Source organism: Pseudomonas sp. 50_B (assembly GCF_017491625.1).
GTDB lineage: Bacteria > Pseudomonadota > Gammaproteobacteria > Pseudomonadales > Pseudomonadaceae > Aquipseudomonas > Aquipseudomonas danubii.
Genome location: NZ_JAFGYX010000009.1, coordinates 22428 through 42821, shown reverse-complemented (window position 1 = coordinate 42821; position 20394 = coordinate 22428). Strand labels below are relative to the sequence as shown.

The 20394-nt window shown below is 61.4% G+C and carries 18 protein-coding genes; 1 reads left to right on the top strand and 17 read right to left on the bottom strand.

The genetic code is table 11. The features are described from left to right. Positions 1-64: 64 nt before the first annotated feature. The 3 genes from cysC to msbA all read right to left on the bottom strand — a co-directional run bounded on the left by cysC (position 65) and on the right by msbA (position 3369). Positions 65-676: an adenylyl-sulfate kinase gene (cysC, locus tag J5M73_RS14525; RefSeq protein WP_102862879.1), complete on the bottom strand. Its 612-nt coding sequence runs from the start codon at positions 674-676 to the stop codon at positions 65-67. Next, on the bottom strand, positions 669-1373 hold the full coding sequence (locus J5M73_RS14520) for a sulfotransferase family 2 domain-containing protein (protein WP_102862878.1): 705 nt from the start codon (positions 1371-1373) through the stop codon (positions 669-671). Before J5M73_RS14520 ends, cysC begins: the two co-directional genes overlap by 8 nt. Positions 1374-1563: 190 nt before the next feature. Then, positions 1564-3369 carry a lipid A export permease/ATP-binding protein MsbA gene (gene msbA / locus J5M73_RS14515; RefSeq protein WP_102862877.1) on the bottom strand — a complete coding sequence of 602 codons (1806 nt, stop codon included), beginning with the start codon at positions 3367-3369 and terminating at the stop codon, positions 1564-1566. Between the two features lie 156 nt (positions 3370-3525). Here msbA and J5M73_RS14510 point away from each other — a divergent pair, with 156 nt between their 5' ends. Then, entirely contained in the window at positions 3526-5388 is a 1863-nt protein-coding gene (locus J5M73_RS14510; protein WP_102862876.1) for an O-antigen ligase family protein, read from the top strand. A gap of 81 nt (positions 5389-5469) precedes the next feature. Here J5M73_RS14510 and J5M73_RS14505 read toward each other — a convergent pair whose 3' ends face one another. From J5M73_RS14505 to waaC, 14 genes are all read right to left on the bottom strand, one after another. Next, complete coding sequence (locus J5M73_RS14505) at positions 5470-6090, bottom strand: CatB-related O-acetyltransferase (RefSeq protein ID WP_102862875.1); 621 nt, start codon at positions 6088-6090, stop codon at positions 5470-5472. Between the two features lie 15 nt (positions 6091-6105). Next, positions 6106-6990 (bottom strand): glycosyltransferase, encoded by an 885-nt coding sequence (locus J5M73_RS14500; protein WP_102862874.1) that lies wholly within the window; start codon positions 6988-6990, stop codon positions 6106-6108. After that, positions 6987-8141 carry a glycosyltransferase gene (locus J5M73_RS14495; protein ID WP_102862873.1) on the bottom strand — a complete coding sequence of 385 codons (1155 nt, stop codon included), beginning with the start codon at positions 8139-8141 and terminating at the stop codon, positions 6987-6989. Before J5M73_RS14495 ends, J5M73_RS14500 begins: the two co-directional genes overlap by 4 nt. Beyond that, entirely contained in the window at positions 8138-9022 is an 885-nt protein-coding gene (locus J5M73_RS14490) for a DUF6625 family protein (RefSeq protein WP_102862872.1), read from the bottom strand. The genes J5M73_RS14495 and J5M73_RS14490 overlap by 4 nt, the downstream gene beginning before the upstream one ends. 54 nt (positions 9023-9076) lie before the next feature. After that, positions 9077-10489: a PIG-L family deacetylase gene (locus tag J5M73_RS14485; RefSeq protein ID WP_102862871.1), complete on the bottom strand. Its 1413-nt coding sequence runs from the start codon at positions 10487-10489 to the stop codon at positions 9077-9079. 8 nt (positions 10490-10497) lie between these two features. After that, positions 10498-11394 (bottom strand): antimicrobial resistance protein Mig-14, encoded by an 897-nt coding sequence (locus J5M73_RS14480; RefSeq protein WP_102862870.1) that lies wholly within the window; start codon positions 11392-11394, stop codon positions 10498-10500. Continuing rightward, positions 11394-12524 carry a glycosyltransferase gene (locus J5M73_RS14475; RefSeq protein ID WP_102862869.1) on the bottom strand — a complete coding sequence of 377 codons (1131 nt, stop codon included), beginning with the start codon at positions 12522-12524 and terminating at the stop codon, positions 11394-11396. The genes J5M73_RS14480 and J5M73_RS14475 overlap by 1 nt, the downstream gene beginning before the upstream one ends. Then, positions 12508-14265 carry a carbamoyltransferase gene (locus J5M73_RS14470; RefSeq protein WP_102862868.1) on the bottom strand — a complete coding sequence of 586 codons (1758 nt, stop codon included), beginning with the start codon at positions 14263-14265 and terminating at the stop codon, positions 12508-12510. Before J5M73_RS14470 ends, J5M73_RS14475 begins: the two co-directional genes overlap by 17 nt. 202 nt (positions 14266-14467) lie before the next feature. After that, positions 14468-15922, bottom strand: a complete 1455-nt coding sequence (locus tag J5M73_RS14465; RefSeq protein WP_102862867.1) for a lipopolysaccharide kinase InaA family protein — start codon at positions 15920-15922, stop codon at positions 14468-14470. Then, positions 15922-16674, bottom strand: coding sequence for a lipopolysaccharide kinase InaA family protein (locus J5M73_RS14460; protein WP_102862866.1), 753 nt, complete (start codon positions 16672-16674; stop codon positions 15922-15924). The genes J5M73_RS14465 and J5M73_RS14460 overlap by 1 nt, the downstream gene beginning before the upstream one ends. After that, positions 16671-17405 carry a lipopolysaccharide kinase InaA family protein gene (locus J5M73_RS14455; RefSeq protein WP_102862865.1) on the bottom strand — a complete coding sequence of 245 codons (735 nt, stop codon included), beginning with the start codon at positions 17403-17405 and terminating at the stop codon, positions 16671-16673. Before J5M73_RS14455 ends, J5M73_RS14460 begins: the two co-directional genes overlap by 4 nt. Beyond that, on the bottom strand, positions 17405-18211 hold the full coding sequence (gene rfaP, locus J5M73_RS14450; RefSeq protein ID WP_102862864.1) for a lipopolysaccharide core heptose(I) kinase RfaP: 807 nt from the start codon (positions 18209-18211) through the stop codon (positions 17405-17407). Before rfaP ends, J5M73_RS14455 begins: the two co-directional genes overlap by 1 nt. Then, on the bottom strand, positions 18208-19332 hold the full coding sequence (locus J5M73_RS14445) for a glycosyltransferase family 4 protein (RefSeq protein WP_102862863.1): 1125 nt from the start codon (positions 19330-19332) through the stop codon (positions 18208-18210). The genes rfaP and J5M73_RS14445 overlap by 4 nt, the downstream gene beginning before the upstream one ends. Next, positions 19332-20393, bottom strand: a complete 1062-nt coding sequence (waaC, locus tag J5M73_RS14440; RefSeq protein ID WP_102862862.1) for a lipopolysaccharide heptosyltransferase I — start codon at positions 20391-20393, stop codon at positions 19332-19334. Before waaC ends, J5M73_RS14445 begins: the two co-directional genes overlap by 1 nt. Position 20394: the final 1 nt, after the last annotated feature.

The following is a 20394-nucleotide window of genomic DNA, read 5'->3' as shown; positions in this document are numbered from 1 at the left end:
TAACACAGGGTTGGCGCCGCCTAGTTCTATGCCTTGAGTGAGGCCGGCGAAGATTTTCTACGATTCATTTGCACGCCAGCAGTTGCAGCAGCCGGCGGATCGCCTCCGGCAACTCCACGCAGGACGTATCGATCTCGCAATCGGCTTGCAAAGGCGCTTCATACGGACTGTCGAGCCCGGTGAAATCCTTGATACGGCCCTCCAGGGCCGCCTGATACAGGCCCTTGGGGTCACGCTGGGCACAGGCCTGGAACGGCGTGCTGATGTACACCTCGATAAACTGTCCAGCCCCGAACAGCGCCCGGGCAGCATCACGATCGGCGCGAAACGGTGAAATCGCCGACACGATCACCAACAGCCCAGCCTCCACCATCAGCCGCGCCACCTCGGCCATGCGGCGGATATTTTCCTTGCGTGCCTCGGCCCCCATTCCCAGGTCACGGCACAGCCCACTGCGCACATTGTCGCCATCAAGGACGAAGGTATGCATGCCCAACTCGTTGAGGCGCAGTTCCAGCAGGTTGGCCAGGGTCGACTTACCGGCCCCCGACAGGCCCGTCAGCCATAGACAACAGGGCTTCTGCCGCTTGAGGGCGGCCCGGGCCTCGATGGACAGCGACAGGCTGTAGGGGCGGATCTGCAGTTGCTCCAAAGGCGCACAAGCGAGCTTATTCATAACCCAGCATCTCGTAGTCGCGTTGATAGACACGGCGCACCAGGCGACGGGTGCGTACCGAGCAGAATTCCCTGACAGGGGTAGTGCGGCGTTGAGCAGTGCCGTTGACATGGGGCAGTTGGGCATCGACCCCCAACTGCTGGCACAGCAGCTGGAAGTCACGTTGCAGGTATTCCTGATAGCCGATGAAGTCCAGGGCCAGGCGCCCCAGGGAGTCGGTGAGGAAGTCGCTCTGGGGCGCGAAATGCATCTGCCTGTGGATATTCTCCGAGTGCAGCCAGCGGCCGACAAAGTCGTCGAAGTCCCGGTAGTGCGTCACCAGGCTCTGGGCCGCCTGATCCCGTCGCCCCAGGCGGTTGCCCCGCAAAAAGGCATAGGCCGAATAGGCGCGTTCCAGGGGATCGCGGACGAAGGCGAACTTGAAGCTGCTGGAAAACGCCCGGGGAAACTGTTGCTCATACCAGTACAACGGCAGGTGCCCCGGCATCCACCCGTCGAACAGGGCCGAACAGACGCTGCTGCCGGCACACTTGGGAACATGGATAAACAGACAGGAATGACGGGCAAAAGCATCGGGGAACCGCACATTGGCGGACATGGACTTGTTCACCACCTGACGATCCACCACCGACAGGCGACCCAACAGGAAATGACGCTGGGTCTTGGGTAATAACTTCCACACAAAACGTTGCAGCATTGCGGTACCCACGCGAGAAGGATGGCCCTCTCGATCCATTCGAAGATTCAGGCGGGAACCATAACAAGCGTGAAACGCAGAATTATTTAGCCTTGGTCAAGACTGTAAGACGGGCCATACAAATGATGCCAAGGTGCCTTGCACACCCTGGAGGCTCCGGGGAACGAGCGGGCTCGCTCCCCGGAAAGACTCAGGCGATCCCGGTGGGTGCGGGCTCTTCCAGCCCCATGGCATGCAACCGCGAGTAGTAGCCATTCTGGGCCAGCAACTGGGCATGAGTGCCGCGCTCGACAATCCGTCCCTGATCCATGACCAGGATCATGTCCGCCTTCTCGATAGTGGACAGACGGTGCGCAATCACCAGGGTGGTACGTCCCTTCATGACCTTGTCCAGGGCAGCCTGGATATGCCGCTCGGACTCGGTGTCCAGGGCCGAGGTGGCCTCGTCGAGAATCAGCAGCGGAGCGTTCTTCAGCAAGGCCCTGGCAATCGCCAGGCGCTGACGCTGGCCACCCGAAAGCAGCACGCCGTTCTCCCCCACCTGAGTGTCGAGGCCTTCTGGCAACTGGGCGATGAAGTCCATGGCGTAGGCGTCGGCCGCGGCCTTTTCGATGTCAGCCCGCGGTGCCCCGGCCAGGTCGCCATAGGCAATGTTGTTGGCCACGGTGTCGCTGAACAGGGTGACGTGCTGGGTAACCTGGGCGATATGCCGACGCAGGTTCAGCAGGCGGTAATCTTCAACCTCGGTGCCGTCCAGAAGGATCTGGCCCTTGTCATGGTGATAGAAGCGCGGGATCAGGTTGGCCAGGGTCGACTTGCCGCTGCCGGAACGCCCCACCAGGGCGACCATTTTTCCGGGCTCGACGCTGAAGCTGATGTCGTCCAGCACCTGACGCTCGGTACCTGGATAGGTGAAGCTCAGGTTACGCACTTCCAGGTGTCCGCTGATGCTGGCGTGTTCCACCGTGCCATGATCGACCTCGGGCTCGACGTCCAACTGTTCGAAGATGCTTTCCGCGCCGGCCACGCCTTTCTGGATGGTGGAGCTGACTTCCGACAGCTGACGAATGGGCTTGGGCAGCAACCCGGCCATGGTGATGTAGGCCACCATTTCCCCCGCCGACGCATCGCCACGCAGGTACAGGACCAGGAACATCAGCACCGCCATGGCGCTGTAGATCACCAGTTGCAGCAGCGGCGTGTAGATCGCGCCGGTGCGGGTCATGCGCAGTTGCTTGTCGGTGTTGCCCTGGCTGGCCGCTAGAAAGCGCTGCTGCTCATAGGTCTCGCCGCCAAAGCTGCGCACCACGCGATAGCCCTGGATGGTTTCCGAGGCAACGTGAGTCACGTCGCCCATGGCCACCTGGATCTTCTTGCTTTGCTTGCGGAATTTCTTGCTGGCGGTACGCACCATGATCGCAATCAGCGGCAGGATGGCAATCATCACCAGGGTCAGGCGCCAGTTCATCCACAACAACGAGGCAAACAGGAAGATCACCGTCATGCCTTCGCGGATCACCACCTTGATCGCATCGGTCGCGGCCCCCGTCACCATGGTCACGTTGAACGTGATGCGCGAGATCAGGTGTCCCGAGTTGTGCTTGTCGAAGTAGCGGTTGGGCAAGGTCAACAGGTTGTTGAACAACTGCACCCGCAGGTCATGCACCAAGCCCAGGGAAACCTTGGCCAGGAAGTAGTTGCCCAGGTAGGAACCCAGGCCCTGCCAGGCAGCGATCAGCACGATCAACAGTGGCACCGCCTGCAGCAGCCGCATGTCTCGCAGGTAGGGCACAGTGGGAAACAGCGCAGCCTCGGGATTGGACAGGCCATCGACGAAATACTTGAGGATGTAGCCGAGCATGGGCTGGGTCGAAGCGAAGATCAGGAACCCGACGATGCTGATGAGAAACAGACCAATATAGGGCCGCACATAGCCAAGCAGACGGAAGTAGATTTTCAAGCTCGAAGGGCTTGCGCTGGGACTGGAGTCGGTCATATCACGGGAATGTCGTCAAAAAGGAGGCTGACTTTAGCACAGCTTGTTCGAGGTACCGGCACTCCCAAGGGACCGAGATTGTTCAGCTGACCAACGACACCACTCGGTATTAATCGCTATGATTGCCGGCTTAACTTCCGGGATGAACGTCTAAGCATGCAACCCAACGCTCTTCGCAACACGTCGAATCGAGTATTCGATTTCATTTGCCTGTGGATTCTGCCGCTAGGGTATCTATTGCTGCTATGCGCGCTGTTTTTCCTCCCCGGCCGCAGTCAGTTGCACAAGCTGTACTACGGCCTGTTCAGCATCCCGACGCTGATTGCCCTGTGTGCACGCCCCAGCGAACTGAAAGGACTGCTGCGCGAACCTATCTTCATCGCCATGCTGCTGTTCTGTACCTGGGCCATCGTCAGTCTGGCCTGGAGCCCGGCTGTCGACAGCGTGATGGGAGAGATCAAGACCCCTTTGCATACGCTGATGCTGTTCGCCGGCTGTACCCTGCTGGTGCGCTATCGCAATGACATAGTGCAGCCACTGATCTTCTGCGCGGCGATCGTTGCCCTGCTCGCCTCGATCTTCAATCTGTACGTCTTCGTTCGCTACCACACCCCCGATCTGCGCATGGTGGGTGCCGGAGCCTTTGACAATCCGCTGCTGAGCTCCCACGTCTTCGGTTTCTTCTGCGTCTACTGGCTGAGCCTGAGCATGACCTGTCGCCGCTACCAGATGCTCTGGCTGAGCATTCCGGCAATGGCCATCATGTTTGCCGCACTGATTGCCACCGGCTCCAGGACGCCCTTGGTGGCGCTGACCCTGGCCGCTCTCTGGCTGAGCCTCATCAGCTGGAACCGCCGCTCGTTGATGTTGCTTGCGGGCATGGCAGTAGGCGGCGCGGCGGTCCTGCTCCTGTTCTCGCAGATGCTTCTGGAGCGTGGCAGCTCTTCACGCTTCGACCTCTGGCGCCTGGCGCTGGAGCAGATCGTCAATCATCCCTGGATCGGTCATGGCTATAACGCCAGCCTGTCCCTGGACCCGGGTATCGGCTTCCTCCTGGAAGAGCCACACAACTTCGCCCTGGGGGTTCTCTACTATGTGGGCATCTTCGGCCTGCTGCCGTGGCTGTTCATGCAGGTCTGGGCCCTGCTCAAGAGCTGGCAGCTTCGCACCACACCCTTGCTGATCCTGGCTTCCAGCTGGTTGGTCTTTGGCATTGGCGCCGGCCTGACAGAAGGCGGCGGGATTCTTTCGCGTCCAAAGGAGCACTGGTTCCTGCTGTGGATCCCCCTGGCCATGATCGCCGCCCTGTGCATTCACCAGCGCGCCAGACGTTCGCCGCCCCTGCAGGTAGCCTCGCTGACCCCGGCCGCAGCCGAACAACTGCTCGCCAATGCCCAGGTCATCGAAGCCGATGGCCTGGGGCCCAAGGTCCTGCGTCTGGAGGATGGCAGTTTCTTCAAGCTGTTCCGCCCTCGTCGCTGGTACACCTCGGGAGGGTTCAACCCCTACTCCGAGCGCTTTGCCGCAAACAGCGAGCAACTGCGTGATCTGGGCATTACCACCCCGGTCATCCTGGGCCTGTACCGACTTGCCGACGGCAGCAACGCCGTGCGCTACCAGCCACTGCCTGGGCAGACCCTACGCCAGCGCCTGCAATTGGCAGGCTCGGCAGAAGAGCGTGCCCAACTGATCAAGGACTTCGGTACGTTCATGGCTCGACTGCATGAACAGGGGGTGTACTTTCGCTCGCTTCACCTGGCCAATGTGCTGGTCCTGGAGAACGGCGAATTCGGCCTGATCGATCTTGCCGATCTGCGGGTCTACCCCTCCTCGCTGAGAACTTCACTGCGCCAGCGCAATCTGCGGCACATGCAGCGCTATAGCGAAGACAGTAACTGGCTGTTCCAGGAGCACCTGAATGCACTACAGGCGGGGTATGCGCTGCCTACCTCGATGTCCCGTGCAACCGGCCTGCTGAAGCAACTGCCTGCGAGCGACGAGCGCCAAGGCGCTCACTGAAACCCTGCACCCACATCTGCACCCTGACAGTCGCACAAGGCTGTCGGGGAATCAGGTCACAGGGAATTGAGCCGCTGAACGTCAGGCCTGACGCTGCCGGGCATAAGCCAGGAAGCCTTCGATATCATCACTGCACAGCTTGTCGGCAAGCCCGTGCAACTCGGCTTCCGGCCAGTCCCACCAGGCACTCTGCAACAACTGCTGGCGCTGTTCTTCGGGGAAGCGCCACCGCAGGAAACGCGCCGGATTGCCACCGACCACCGCATAGGGCTCCACATCCTTGGTGACCAGAGCCCCCGCCGCGACAATCGCGCCATGGCCGATGGTCACACCGGACAACAGTGTGCTGTTGGAGCACAGCCATACATCACTGCCCACCCGCACATCGCCATTGGTGCCGGCGTAACCGCTGATATGCGCGGCCTGGGGCAGCATTGCGGGAAAGGGGTAGGTGCTGACCCAATCCGCACGGTGGTGACCACCAAGAAAAATCTGCACGCCTTCGGCGATCGAGCAGTAAGCACCGATGCTCAGGGTCGAACCTTCCTGCCAGTCATGCACCTCAGGCAAGCCATAACTGCCGCGGCCAATGCTGTACCCCGGATAACGCTGTTGGAAGCGCACCACGCCGCGTTCGATTTTCGGCAGTTTGCGGATCGCACGCTTGGCGCGCTTTTCAAGAAAGCGTTGAATCCAGCCCATGCTCCGGCGCCCCTTTCAGTCTTTTTCCAGCGGCGAAAAATACAAGCGGCCCAGCCCACGCCAGGTTTTCTTGTTCCAGGCCTTGAACGGAATCTGTGCCAACAATTCGCGAGCCAGTTTCCGATCGCGATTGGACACCTTGAGGAACATCGAACTGAGGAACTTGTAGCGAACCTCCTCGTACAGCGGATGCTCACTGAACAGAGCGTAGGTGCGCAGGATGTTGTCGATCATGAAGCGGTTGTTCTTGTAGGAGTTGGTGGCGTGCTTGCGATAACGCGCCATCACTACGTTCAAGCCGTCGATAAAGTAGCCCGCATGGGTGATCTTCAGCTCGATCAGCAAGTCCTCAAGGCGGATATTCGGGTCGAAACCACCGACCTTCTCCAGTGCCTCGCGGCGAATCATCAACGTCGGCGCAGGCGGGTAAGGCTTGCGCTCAAGGAACATGTCATCGAAATCCAGACGCCGGAACGGTACATCACGGCGCTGGCGATTTTCGGGAAACGGGTTGCCATCGCTGTCGATCAACTCGATATTGCCGGCGCAGATCCCGACCTCCGGCTTGCCGTCCAGGTAGGCCACCTGAGTCGCGATACGTTCGGGCAGCATAATGTCGTCGGAACCGAAGGGCACGATCAGGCTGCCCTTGGCCCGAGCGATGGCGCCATTGAGGGTATTGGTCAGCCCCTGATTCTGCTGGACGCGGAAGTCGAAACCATGCAAAGCCTGCAAACGCCGGATGCGCTCGACGCTGTCATCGCTGGAACCGTCATCCACCACCAGCAGTTCGATGTTCGAATAGGTCTGGTTGAGCACGCTGAGAATGCTCTGCTCGATATAGGGTGCGTGGTTGTAGGAGGCGATGATTACCGTCACCACAGGTTGCTGGTCTGTCATTGCTGCCTCTTGCCCGCCTGACTCAATCCCGAGTCGATCAATTGCCGGTATTCCTCGCGGAACACCTCGATATCATGTTCTTTTTGTAGATAGCGATACGCTTGCTGGCCCTTGTCGGCCAACGCCTCATCGGAGAGCCCCAGGTAATTGTCCAGTGCCGCCGTCAGCGCCGGCACATTGGCCGGCTCAACCGCCAGGCCACCGGCCCCTTCAATCAGCGGCAGCATGGCCGGTACATTGGAAGCGATCACCGGCAACTGCCCGCTCATGCCTTCCAGCAACGCCAGGCCCAAGCCTTCGGCCAATGACGGCATGGTCCAGATATCGAAGGCACGCACATACTGCAGTGCGTTCTCCTTGAAGCCCAGCAGGTGGGCCCGGCCCTGCAGGCCCAGACGCTCGATCTCGGCGCGCAGATTGGCCTCTTCGCGCCCGGCGCCAATGATCGCCAACTGAGTCTGTGGGTACTTGTCCTTGAGCTGAGCAAATGCCTGCAGCAGGTAAGTGTGGCCCTTGACCGGCACCAGGCGCCCCAGAGCACCGATCAGGCGCACGGAAGGGTCCAGCCCCAACAACTCACGAGAGCGCTCGCGGGAGTGCTGCAAGGCTTCGGCCTGTTCGATATCGATGGCGTTGGTGATCGCCCAGGTGTTCTGGTCGGTGAAACCGCACCGGCAATCCAGCAGGTACTGCTTGACCGCGGGCGATACACCGACAAAACGCCAGTGCCGGTCGATCAGGCGCTGGGTCTGGCGCCGCCGGTAAAGCCGGTCGTACTCACCGAAACCATGGGAGATGCCAATGCACAGGGGGACCTTCAACCAACGGTTGAGGGTCAGCATCATGTTCACCGGCTTGAAGCGATTGCAGATCACCACATCGAACTTTTCCTTGCGGCAGAATTGATACAACCGCCACATGGCCCGCAGACGCATGCCTTTCAGGGCCTTGTCGGAAAACTCGAAATACACCGAATGATCGGCCCGGCTGACCGGATCAGCCGGCCCGGGTCGCCCACGCAGGAAGGCCGCCGTCATCTCGTACCGGTCAGCCGGCAAGGCCTTGACGATCTGCTCCGCCAGGTCGGCGAAGTCGTGGGATTTGACGTTGTAGTCCGGCTGCAATTGCAGGACCTTGAAGCGCTGACTCATAACTCTCCCCGGTGGAAGCCTGTGGCATCGATGACCCAGGAAGACTCGCTGGCCAGGGCCTGGACCACCTTGGCATCCTGCTCAGGCAAATCCGACCACTCATTGCGCTTCCAACACACAAAGTGGAAATACGGAAAACTGCGGTCGCCGTCGCGGTCATTGGTCAGATGCCCCTCCTTCCAGTACCAGCGCGTTGGAAAATCACGACTGCCGTCATGCCAGTCGATCACTCCGCCCGGCGTGCTGAACGCCTCAGTGAACTCGCTGCGACGACGCCATGGATTGAACTTGCCCACCAGCTTGAACAGCGGCTTCGGGAAATTCTTGCGCCAGAGAAAAATTCGACTGAACGCCCCTTCATCCAGTGCATGATGCTGCTGGTCGGTAAAGCGCGTCTGCCAATCCTTGATCTGCCTGAACAATTCAAGCTGGCGGGCGCTGTTGCGTATCAGGCACAAGTGCCCAGCGACGCGACGCTCGTGGGTGGAGAACAGGTCATACTTCGCCAAACGATCTGCGGTGAAGTAGGCCCGCAGGTCACCGTAGACCAGATCGATATCGCCGAAAGCCCAAAAGTCGTAGCCCTGCAGCCGATCAATATGGATATAACCCATTGCAGGCCTGATATCACAGAGCTTGTAAGCTGCATTGGGCGCAAAATCGATGTTCAGGCGCTGCGACACCAAGGCGCAATAATCAGCAAAGCTGATGCTTTCAAACTGGACGTTCGGCGGCAGATTCTCCGGAATCCCACAATCGCTGAAAAACAACCAGTCGATGTCCGGATTGCGTCGGCAGCTTTCGAGAAAAAACGGCAGCCAGAATGGCCAGCGCCCGAAATAGGGCATGAGAAACAGGATTCGCGGGCGTGGATTGATCACAAAAGACTCGCTGTCAGGTTAGGGGCACAACAGATTCCTGTGTTTATGCCGGTTTTATCGCTGCCGCAACAGCCAGAACAGTTCATGCCGCCGCACTGCCTTGCGAAAGAACTCATTCTCTCCCAGGGTCGAAGGCACTCTACTAGCCAGAAGCCATTGTATCGACCTGCGCAGACGCCGCTTGAACGGCATTCTCGGCTGCAGGTCATGCATCATGCCCAAGGCCATGGCCTTGTCATATTGCTCTACCTGGGACAGTGGCAAACACCAGGGACGCAACTCTGTCGTCGAATCGAACACCGGCGGCAAAGCAATGCCCGCCCCCGAATCACCCATTGGCCAGCGGTCGTTGTCATGCAGGTGATTGGCATAGCCAAGCACGGTGGTCGGCTGCCAGTCCAACCCCTCCAGCGCCTGCATCACCGCCGCCTGGGCACAGATATGGTCAGGATGAGGGTCCAGTGACGGATGGGGCAGCACCAGCACTTCGGGCCGCGCCTTGAGCAGCAGCTCGCGCAGATCAGCCAACAGGTTGTCCCAGGTCGGCAGCCCATCCCGATCGGCTGGTAGCGGGAACGGATTGAACTGGCGGAACAGGCGGATATCGCTCAACTGCGCCTCACGCGAGGCCACCGGCTGTTGCGGCGCGGCCTGCATGGCAGGCAGTTGCAGACAGAAGTACCCCAGCTGTACGCAGTGCGCTTCAGGCACTCCCGCCCAACGCGGCACCGCGATACTGTCCCAGGCTCGCAAACGGCCCTTGATTCGCGCTGCCTCGGCAGCGTTCATACCCATGGCCTGATAATGCTCAGCCTCGATTTCCCCCGCTGTCAGGGTCACGATCCAGGCTTCGTCGGCCTGGCTGTACAAGCCAAAGGCTGCCAGTTCAGCATCGTCGGCATGGGGCGCAATCACCATCACTCGCTGGCGTCGGTAGTCGGGGTCGCGCCAGGCCATCAACTGCGGCTGGACCTGAATCCGACAGAATCGCCCACGCAGTTGCAGCTCGCCGCCGAGCAGCGGGCCAGTCAGGCCGCTAAGGTTGAGATAACGCAGGCCATCGACGCCCCGCTCGAACGCCTGGCGGTCGAGCGTCGGGCCGCCCAGCACCTCAATGGCCGGATCGAGAAAACGTCCGATCCAGGAACTCTTGACCTGCACCCCAAGAATCAGTGTCTCGTCCGCCGCCAGTTCCGGCACCGAGTCCAGCAGCAGGCGCCCCGCCTCCAGGCGCACTGCGAGCTGCCGAACATCGCTGCCAAAGTCATAGCAGTAGTCGTCCTTGGGCGAGTAGAACAGGTGATCGGCAAACCAGGCTTCATGGGCCAGCCAGCCAAGAACGGCCAACAGCAGCGGCAACCACCAGGCCACCAGCACGCCAATCAGCAGCAACAGCACCAGCCCCACCAACAGGGCGATTCGTTTATTGCGCCGGTGGCGCTTGAGCAGTTGCTGTTTGCGACTCATGGACGGCCTCACACCTGAAAAACCGGCACCGGATTGCACCAACGGTCCTTGTACTCACGGTCGGCGCGGCCAAAGGAAAAACGCAGCGGTTTGTCCAGGGCCCGAGCCTGTTCCCAGGCACTCTGGGTGTTGAGGAAGCTCAGCACGCTCCCCGGACTGAACTCACGCGTCTGTGGGTCAACACCACCGTTTACATACTCCACGCTGATCCACTGCGGCGCTTCGACCCGGTAGATCAACTGCACGGCAATCGGCGCATCGTTGAGGAAAATCACCGAGCCGATCAGCAGCTCGCGCAAGCGTTCCAACACCTCGGCCATGCGCTCGGCGCCAGTGGCCGCAAAGCCCCAGCGGCGCTGGAACAGGTCACAGTAGATGGCCGCCAGTTCAGCGCTGGTGAAATCACTGACCGCACGCACCACCCCGCCCGCCTCCTCCAGCAGACGCAGTTCACGGCGCTGGTTGTAGCGAAACTTCTTCGACAACTCTTCGGGGGTACGGGCCATGGCCAATTGTTCGGCCTGAGGCTTGAGGGTGCTGAAGCGCCCTTCGTTAAGCGCAGACAGGTAGCGCCCACGATGACGCAGTGGCACCTGAGCATCGGCCGCTGCCGGAAGGATCAACTCGGCATTGCCGATATCAAACAGGCCCTTCTTGCCGGCTCGCTTGAGCACGTCCTTGGACAGCGCCAGGTCCCGCCCCCAGGTGGCAATGGCCGCCTGCAGATGGCCGTCCTGTTCCCAGGCCAGATAACGCACGGGAATCTGCGCCAGGTCCGCCAGTTGCTCCACCACCAACGGATGGGTCGCCACACTGCCACCAAAGCGCTGCCAGGCATCGGCATAGGTCGACGCGTCAATGACTGACCAGCCACGTTCGCGCCAGCCTTGAAATCGATTGAGCATCAGCCCCTCGCGGTCAGATCGGTGACTTGCGGCAAACGCCAGAATACGTCCCGTACAGCACGGTCGGAGAAACGCTCGCGCAAGCGATCGAGCATCAACTCGGCACAGACCCGGCGCTGATGGTCATCCATCGCGGCCAGGTGCTGCAGGCCTTGAGCCATGTGCTCGGCGTCTCCCAGGGGGAACAGAATGCCCACACCCTCTACCACTTCCTTTGCACCGCCGCAGGCGGTGGCCAGCAAGGGCACACCGGCCGCCATGGCTTCCAGCAGGACCATGCCAAAGGGTTCGTGATCGGAGCTCAAGGCAAATACGTCGAACGCACGGAAATAGCGCCGAGCGTCCGGCACCTGACCGAGGAACAGCACGCGATCAGCCACGCCCAGTTCACGGGCCAGGGATTTCAGATCCTTCTCCAGGCGCCCGGTCCCCAGGATCGCCAGTTGACTCTGCTGCGGCAATTGCGGCACGGCGGCGGCAAAGCCCCGCAGCAAAGTGGCCTGATCCTTGTCCGGGTGCAGGCGTCCGACGTTGCCGACAATCCAGGCATCCGCGGACAGGCCCAGCTCGCTGCGGGCCTGGGCTGCGTCCAGCTGGCTGGCCTGCAAGGCTTCCAGGTCGATGCGGTTGTACAGGGTCTGGATACGCGCCGCAGGCCATTTGGGCAGGCAGGCACGCATGTCGTCGCGCACCGCATCAGAGACCCCCAACAGGCTCAGGCGCTTGCGAAACAGTCCAGCGAAGATCTGCCGGCTACGACGCTTGTAGTCGGAAAAGGCGTGATGGACACCCACTACCGGCAAGCGGGTGCCCAACAAAGCGATGTAGATCGGCTTGAAGCGGTGAGCGATGCAAAAGCTGAAATTGCGCGAGGCGGCAATCTTGCGCAGGTCACGAATGGCACCCAGCTTGAGGCCACGAATGGCCTTGGAGCTGTATTCCATGAACAGCACTTCATCGGACGCACAACCGGCAGCCACTTCGGCATCGGCGGCCCCGGTGAGAAACACCGTGGTCACCCGATAGCCGCTGCCCGCGAACAAGTTGGCGTATTGCCGGGCGCAGTCCAGGAACGGCCCGTCATAGCCGTGGCAAAACTGTAGCACATGGCGTTCAGCCGAGCGTGTCATAAGGGTCCACGCCGTCTTTGACCACCAGAATGTCTTCCATGATCAGGTACTGCAGATCGGAACCGTAGAACATGTTCAGGGCGTCGGTCGGCGAGCAGATCATCGGCTCGCCCCGGCGGTTCAACGAGGTGTTCAGCGACACGCCGTTACCGGTCAGGACTTCCAGGGCCTTCATCATGTCGTAGTAGCGCGGGTTGTATTCGCGCTTGAGCACCTGGGCCCGGGATGTACCGTCTTCGTGAACCACTTCCGGCACCCGGGTCTTCCACTCTTCAGCCACTTCGAAGGTGAAGGTCATGAACGGCGCCGGGTGGTCGACCTTGATCATCTGCGGACCGACGGTGTCGAGCATCGACGGGCAGAAAGGCCTCCAGCGCTCGCGAAACTTGATCTGCTCGTTGATCCGGTCGGCAACGCCCACGGCGCTCGGGCAACCGATGATCGAACGACCGCCCAAGGCCCGTGGACCGAACTCCATGCGGCCTTGGAACCAGGCCACCGGGTTGCCATCGACCATGATCTTGGCGATGCGTTCCGGGGTGTTGTCGATCTGCCGCCAGGCCGGTTTGTTCGGGTGACGGGCACAGGCGGCGATCACGTCTTCGTTGCTGTAGGACGGGCCGAGATAGACGTGCTCCATCTTCTCTACCGGCACCCCACGGGCATGGGAAACGTACGCAGCAGCGCCCACGGCGGTGCCGGCGTCGCCGGAAGCCGGCTGCACGAACAGCTCTTTGACTTCAGGACGGGCAATGATCTTCTGGTTCAGCTTGACGTTCAGCGCGCAGCCGCCGGCGAAAGCCAGCTTGCCGGTTTCCTTGAGGACGTCGCCCAGGTAGTGGTCGATCATCTGCAGGGCCAGTTTCTCGAACAGCGCCTGCATGCTCGCGGCGTAGTGGATGTAAGGCTCGTCGGCGATGTCGCCTTCGCGCTTGGGACCCAGCCACTCGATGAGTTTTGGCGAGAAGTAGAAACCCTTGCCCTTCTCTTTGTAGCGACGCAGGCCAATGACGTTGGCGTAGTCGGTGTTGATCACCAGTTCGCCGTTTTCAAAGCTGGCCAGGCGCGAGAAATCGTACTTGCTGGCGTCGCCATAAGGCGCCATGCCCATGACCTTGAACTCGCCGTCGAGCATTTCGAAGCCGAGAAACTCGGTGATCGCGCCATAGAGGCCGCCCAGGGAGTCCGGATCGAAGAACTCCTTGATCTTGTGGATCTTGCCGTTTTCGCCGTAGCCGAAGAAGGTAGTGGCGTATTCGCCCTTGCCGTCGATCCCGAGAATCGCGGTCTTCTCCTTGAAGCCCGAGCAGTGGTAGGCACTGGAGGCGTGGGCCAGGTGGTGCTCCACCGGCTCGATCTTGACCTTTTTCGGGTCAAAACCCAGTTGCTCCAGGCACCAGACGATCTTCTTGCGATAGCGCTTGTAGCGACGGTTGCCCATCAGGATCGCGTCCAGAGCGCGGTCCGGGGCATACCAGTAGCGCTTGGCGTAATGCCAGCGAGCCTTGCCGAACAGGCTGATCGGGGCAAACGGAATCGCTACCACGTCAACGTCGGAAGGCTTGATCCCGGCCTGTTCCAGGCAGAACTTCGCCGACTCGTAGGGCATGCGGTTCTTTGCATGCTTGTCGCGCACGAAACGCTCTTCTTCAGCGGCGGCAATCAGTTTGCCGTCGATATACAGGGCTGCTGAAGGATCATGGCTAAGGGCGCCGGACAGGCCAAGAATCGTCAATGCCACAGGGGTCTAGCCTCGTTTAGTCTGCATGCGGGCGCAGTGCGCCTTGAAAATAAAGTGTGCTCGCAAAGGGGCGAGAAACAACGAAAGGGCGGGATTATAACGTAAAAGCAGGAGCAAGCCTCTAGCGGCAAGCGCCAAGCCCGGGCGCCGCATACGCCACGGCCCGCAGCCGCTGCCAGCTGCAGCGGCCATAGGTCGCAGGTCAGGCCTCGGCGCTCTGGACGGTCTTGGGCAGCCGCCGATCAATCACTTGATACAAATTGCTGCTTTCGGGCCAGTTGCGCATGAAACGTGCGCGATCCCGGGCAAATGCCGGAGCAAAGCTGCTCTGACTGGAGTGCTGACACATGGAATCCAGATCGATCAGGGCCCAGCGATCTTCCTGCCAGAACAGATTGTGGCCCTTGAAGTCGCCATGACTGATGCGCTCCCTGATCAACTGGGCAAACAGCCGATCCAGCGCCAGCAACTCCGACTCAGGCGCCTCGCCACTGTCCACGAACGGCGCAAAACGCTCAATGATGTCAGGCCCAGGCAAGTACTCGGTCACCAGGTAGGCGCGATGGCGCAACCAGAGAAAACGCTGCTCCAGTACCGCCAGGGGCCTGGGCGTGGCAATCCCCAGGAACTCCAGGCGATTGCCTTCACGCCAGGAGTGCCAGGCCCGGCTCGGGCGCCAGAAACGCTTGAGCCAATGAGCCAAGCCCTTGATGTTGTAGCGCTTGACCACCAGGGTCCGCCCCGCGGCCTCAACCCGGCCGACACTGGCGGCGCCACCGGTCTTGTACAGATGCCCCTTATCCAACAGGGCATCGGCCTGCGCCAACACTGGCAGCATCGCGGCCTCTTCCTCACGGCGAATCGCACGCAAGGCGAAAGGTCCACGCTGCACGCTGAACAGCGTGCACTCACGGCCAACCTTGTTGAGAAAGTCCCGCAGGCGCCAGCCACGCACCTTGTTCACCTGCTTCTCCAGGGCCTCCAGAGGCAAGGCGTGCTCGGCATTGCTCAGCAGGTAATGCACCAGCAACTCTTCAGTGAAGGGTTCCAGGCTCTTGGGTAGCTGGGCGAAGAACACTCCCAGGTTTTCCAGGACCTTTTGCCGGGACAGGGGCTTGCCAGCCTCTTCGACACAGATCCCCGCGCCATCGATCAGGTGCAGCTTGCCGTCATGGCGCAGCAGGTTGTCCAGGTGCAGGTCTTCCTGCCACAGGCCCTTGGCGTGCAACTGGGCAATAGCCCCGAGGGCCTCAGCCAACACCGCGGTCTGCTCATCGGCCAGCACCGGCAGCTTTTCCACCTGCTTCCAGGCGTCGCCGAGGCTTTGCGCCCCTTCCAGGAACTCGAAGAGCAACCAGCCGCCCTCGCCTTCCTGCAAGCCGTCCGCCAGCAGCAACGGCGTGGTCAGCCCCTGCTCCGCCAGCAGGCGCACACCCTGCAATTCCCGCTGAAAATGCCGCGCTGCCTTGGGCCCCACCAGCAACTTGGCCAGCACCGGACGCCCACGCCAGACACCGGCACCGACATAGCGCTGCCCCGGCAGCACGCGCAACAGGGTCAGCAACTGCAACTGCGCCGGGCCGGCAGCGTCCGCCAGCTCCAGGCTCAGGGGCAGGGTCGGGCTGCGCCCGCTGTTTTTCAGCTCGGACAAACGCATCAGCGAGATTCCTTATGACTGCTGCGAGCACTGAGACGAGCGGCCCAGGCGCCCACCAGGGAACTGTCCAGGGGCTGGTCCAGATAGGCCGCCAACAGGCCACGCACTTCGTCGGCATTCCACACCGAAGCCCGGCGCAGTAAAGGTTCCAGATCCTTGACCCGGTCGCGCTGACCGAACAGCAAGGGCCGAGTTTTCTCCAGGTCGATCAACTGCGCCCGGTAACCCTCGCCATGGCCTTGCAGGAAAATATGCTTGGGATAGAAGCAGCCATGGACCTGACGCAAGCTGTGCAGTTGCCGGGCCAATTGCCCACAGGCCTTGAGTACCGCCTGGCGCTGAAGCTCACTGAGCTCATCCCAACGCGACAGCAGCGCATCCAGATCGTCCCAACCATCCAGGGCCCGGGTCAGGAGTATGGCTCGAGACTCGCCATTGACCTTGCGCATGCCAAAGAACACCGCCTGCAGCGCGGGAATGCCCAACTGCTGATAACGCCGGATGTTGCGAAACTCCCGGGCGAAACTCGGTTCGCCGAAAGGCCGATGCAGGGTCCGGGTCTGGTAGTTGGTCTGCCGCTTGAGATAGAACCCCTGCCCTTCCACATCCAGGCGAAAGACGCTGCTGCTGCCGCCGCGACTGGTATTGGGCTCATCCACCGCATCCAATTGCGTAGCCCACAACTGGTCAAAAGTGCCGAGACCGTTACGCTCCAGTAGCGCACGCTCCTCGGACGCCAGGAAATCAGTCATTCGCGCCCCTCGAAAAATCTCACCACGTGGCGAATACGCGCCTTGTCGGCGGCACTCAAGCGATCGCGCTGGCGATACTGCAGATAGAAACGCAGGCGCTGAGTGGCCGACAGATGATATTTGGCCACCTTGTCCAGGCAGGCCAGATCCTTGGTGATCCGGTACTTGAGCCAGAACCCACGCCAGAAATCGCCGTTCGGACAGTCGATCAGGTACAACCGGTCCTGATCGTCGATCAGCAGGTTGCGCCACTTCAAATCATTGTGGGTAAAGCGATGGTCATGCATGACCCGGGTATAAGCGGCCAACTGACGACTCACCCCATCGACCCAGCGCCGATCCTTGAGCCGCGGATCGTTGCGCTCGGCCAGCACCGACAGGTCCTCGGTCCGCGGCAGCTCGCGAGTGATCATCGCGCCCCGGGAGTAGGCCAGGCAGCGACGCTCCAGGCCCCAGGCCACCACATCGGCAGTGGGAATGCCCCACTTGGCGAAGCGCTTGAGGTTCTGCCATTCGAACTTGACCCGGGGCTTGCCCAGGTAGCGCCGCAGGTTCTTGCCGGCGCCGGTATAGCGCTTGACGTAGTAATTGACGCCGCCGCGCTCGACCCGAATAACCTCCGACAGAGGGTCCCGGGTCAGATGCTCGCCCTGCAGGGCAAATACCGCGTCCAGACTGCCAAAATCTTGCGTCAACTCCTGATAAGCGGGGTCCAGGTTCCAACTCGCCATCAGAGTGCATCTCCGTACCGCTGCTTACGTGCGTAGAGTTTTTCCGCCTTGCCTTCGAGCCAGGACAGCAGCGCCGCTTCTTCGGCCAGGATCTGCCGCAACGGCTGCTGGAAATAGCCCTTGAGGAAGCGCAACTTGTCGCGGCGCGTCAGGCCGATATCCAGGGCGGAGAAATACAGGGCGGCCAGGTCCTTGTTGCGCCAGCGCAGGGTGATCTTCGGCCGGGTCTGGGCACGATGCAGGTCGATCACCGAGAGTTTCAGCTCCGCAGGCGTGATGGGACGATCGGTGTGCAACAGGAAATGGCAGATGTAGCAGTCGCGGTGGTTGACCCCGGCGCGGTGCATCATGCCGGTCATGCGCGCCACTTCGGCGATCAGCGCGCGCTTGAGGGCCGGCGCAGGCGGCTGCTTGACCCAGTCGATGCTGAAGTCTTCAAGGCTGACGGTGGGCGCCAGCTCCTCGGTGACGATGAACGAGTGCTGGTCCGCCGGGTTGCTGCCGCGCTCGCCGTAGGCCACGGCGGTCATGGTCGGCACGCCCACCTGATGCAGACGCTCCAGCGCCCGCCATTCCTGACCGGCGCCAAGCACCGGCAGCTTGGCGGTGATCAGGTTCTTGACGATCTCGCCCCAGCCAATGCCGCGATGGATCTTCACGAAATAACCGCGACCGTCGACTTCCGTACGCAAGGTACGGCGCGCTTCCAGCTCACGGTAGACCTGGCCCTTCAGGCCCTCGACAGCGTCGAACGCATCGCGTCCGGCCCAGAGGCTCTTGAAGGGTTCGGCAAGCATCAACTTCATCGGTGTTGCTCCGCCAGAATCACATCCGCAGCGTGCTGCGGCATGCTGTAAAGGTCGGCCGTCTCGGCGAACGCCAGGCCATTACGGCTCCAGGTCGCGCGTGCAGCGTCGTCGGTCAACAAGGTGGTGAGGTATTGATTGAGCTGCGCCTGCTCGAACGGCTCATCCAGCACCAGGCCGCATTCGGCCTCGGCGATGTAATGGGCGTAGCCGCAGACCGCGCTCACCAGCACCGGCAGCCCAGCCACCAGGGCTTCGAGCAGCACGGTGCCGGTATTTTCGTTGTAGGCCGGATGAATCAGCAGGTCGGCTCCCAGCAGGAAACGCGGAATATCACTGCGCCCCTTCATGAACTGCACCTGGTCGCTGAGCCCCAATGCGGCACTTTGTACCTGGAATACCTTGGGGTCGTCCTGGCCGATTACAAACAGTCGGGTGCGTTTTTTCAGCGCCGAAGGCAGGGCCGCCAGCGCCTTGAGGCTGCGGTCCACGCCCTTGGTCTTGAACCCGGAGCCAATCTGCACCAGCAGCAGCTCGTCGTCCTTCAAGGCGAACTCACGACGAAAATCGGCGCGGATCTCGGCCGCGTTGGACGGTGCGCGGCGATCCTGGGCAATGCCCGGCGGCAGCAGGTGAAAGCGCTCCAGCGGGGTGTCGTAATGCTTGATGAACAGCGGCTGCTGAACCTCGGAGATCATCAGGATCTCGGTCTTGGCATCCTTGGCGAACACCGCCCGCTCGTACTCGGCGAAATGCCGGTAGCGGCCCCAGCGACGGTACAGGGAGTGCCGCAGATTCTGCGCCTTGTCCTCGAAGCAGCCGTCGGCGGCGTAGTACACGTCCAGCCCCGGCATCTTGTTGAAACCGATCAGCCGATCCACCGGACGCTTGGCCAGGTCGGCCGCCATCCAGGCGCTGAGCTTTTCGTTGCGACGATGATTGAACAGCGCCTTGACCGGCGCCACCAGCACTTCAAAGCCAGGAGGCACATCACCTTCCCAGATCAGGGTGTAGACGCGGATCTGGTGCCCGCGGCGCTGACACTCCAGGGCAATGCGCATGAAGTCGCGCTGCAAGCCGCCAAAGGGAAAATACTTATAAAGGACAAAAGCCAATTGCATCAGCGCGGCTCCTCAGCCAGTAACAAGGTGCTCAGTCGGCTGGCGACACGCTCGGGGTTAAGGCGCGTGAAGCACAATGGCCACTCGCGCTTGATGTCATAGCGTTGCTGATCCACAGCAGTGGGCTGGTAGGTGCATTTCTTCTGCAGGCACGGCGCACAGGGGAAGTTGCTCCCCAGGTGAATCTGCACCTTGCCATAGGCACCGGTCAGGCCCGGATTGGTCGGGCCAAACAAGGATATGGTCGGCACATCCAGGGCAGCGGCCAGGTGGCCCAACCCGGTGTCCACGGCCACACAGGCCTGGGCATCGGCCAGCACCTTGGCGACCCCGGCCAGGTTCAGCTTGGGCAGTACCGTGGCGTTTTTCAGGCCACTGGCAATACGCTCCGCCCGAGCCTTCTCGACAGCATTGCCCCAGGGCAGCTTGACCTCGACCCCGAGCATGCCCATGCGCTCGGTCAGCTCGCGCCAATAGGCCTCAGGCCAGTGCTTGGTGTCCCAGGTGGTGCCGTGCAGGAACAGCACGAAGGGATTCTTGCGCGGCAGCTCCACCAGCTTTTCGACATTCAGGCCGTAGTCGCCCAGGCCCTGTGGCAGGTCGTAGCCCAGGGCCACGGCGAACAGCTGGCGCACCCGCTCCACGGCGTGCTGCCCGCGGGCCACCGCCAGGCGTCGCGAGTAGAAACGCGAAGCCAGGGGCTCACGGGCCGAGTGCTTGTCCAGCCCCGCCACCGGGGCGCGCACGTAACGGGTCAGCCAGGCGCTTTTCAGCAGGCCCTGGGCATCGATCACCAGGTCGTACTTGGTCGAACGCACACTCTGCTTGAAGCGGCGCCACTCGCCGCTCTTGATGGTCTGCCAGATATTCTTGCGCCAGCGGCGGATCGCCACTGGAATTACCTTGCCTACCGCCGGATGCCAGGAAGGAATCTCGGCGAAGCCTTCTTCCACCACCCAGTCGAACGTGATCCCCGGGATCGCTCGCGCGGCATCGGTCAGCGCCGGCAATGCATGAATCACATCACCCAGGGATGAGGTCTTGATCAACAGTACCCGCAAC

Excerpts from the sequence above, each read along its gene's own strand:
- J5M73_RS14475 (WP_102862869.1), bottom strand. The coding sequence starts at position 12,524 with ATGACACGCTCGGCTGAACGCCATGTGCTACAGTTTTGCCACGGCTAT.
- msbA (WP_102862877.1), bottom strand. The coding sequence starts at position 3,369 with ATGACCGACTCCAGTCCCAGCGCAAGCCCTTCGAGCTTGAAAATCTAC.
- J5M73_RS14485 (WP_102862871.1), bottom strand. The coding sequence starts at position 10,489 with ATGAGTCGCAAACAGCAACTGCTCAAGCGCCACCGGCGCAATAAACGA.
- J5M73_RS14465 (WP_102862867.1), bottom strand. The coding sequence starts at position 15,922 with ATGCGTTTGTCCGAGCTGAAAAACAGCGGGCGCAGCCCGACCCTGCCC.
- rfaP (WP_102862864.1), bottom strand. The coding sequence starts at position 18,211 with ATGAAGTTGATGCTTGCCGAACCCTTCAAGAGCCTCTGGGCCGGACGC.
- J5M73_RS14455 (WP_102862865.1), bottom strand. The coding sequence starts at position 17,405 with ATGGCGAGTTGGAACCTGGACCCCGCTTATCAGGAGTTGACGCAAGAT.
- J5M73_RS14510 (WP_102862876.1), top strand. The coding sequence starts at position 3,526 with ATGCAACCCAACGCTCTTCGCAACACGTCGAATCGAGTATTCGATTTC.
- J5M73_RS14505 (WP_102862875.1), bottom strand. The coding sequence starts at position 6,090 with ATGGGCTGGATTCAACGCTTTCTTGAAAAGCGCGCCAAGCGTGCGATC.
- J5M73_RS14460 (WP_102862866.1), bottom strand. The coding sequence starts at position 16,674 with ATGACTGATTTCCTGGCGTCCGAGGAGCGTGCGCTACTGGAGCGTAAC.
- J5M73_RS14480 (WP_102862870.1), bottom strand. The coding sequence starts at position 11,394 with ATGCTCAATCGATTTCAAGGCTGGCGCGAACGTGGCTGGTCAGTCATT.
- J5M73_RS14520 (WP_102862878.1), bottom strand. The coding sequence starts at position 1,373 with ATGCTGCAACGTTTTGTGTGGAAGTTATTACCCAAGACCCAGCGTCAT.
- J5M73_RS14495 (WP_102862873.1), bottom strand. The coding sequence starts at position 8,141 with ATGAGTCAGCGCTTCAAGGTCCTGCAATTGCAGCCGGACTACAACGTC.
- J5M73_RS14500 (WP_102862874.1), bottom strand. The coding sequence starts at position 6,990 with ATGACAGACCAGCAACCTGTGGTGACGGTAATCATCGCCTCCTACAAC.
- cysC (WP_102862879.1), bottom strand. The coding sequence starts at position 676 with ATGAATAAGCTCGCTTGTGCGCCTTTGGAGCAACTGCAGATCCGCCCC.
- J5M73_RS14445 (WP_102862863.1), bottom strand. The coding sequence starts at position 19,332 with ATGCAATTGGCTTTTGTCCTTTATAAGTATTTTCCCTTTGGCGGCTTG.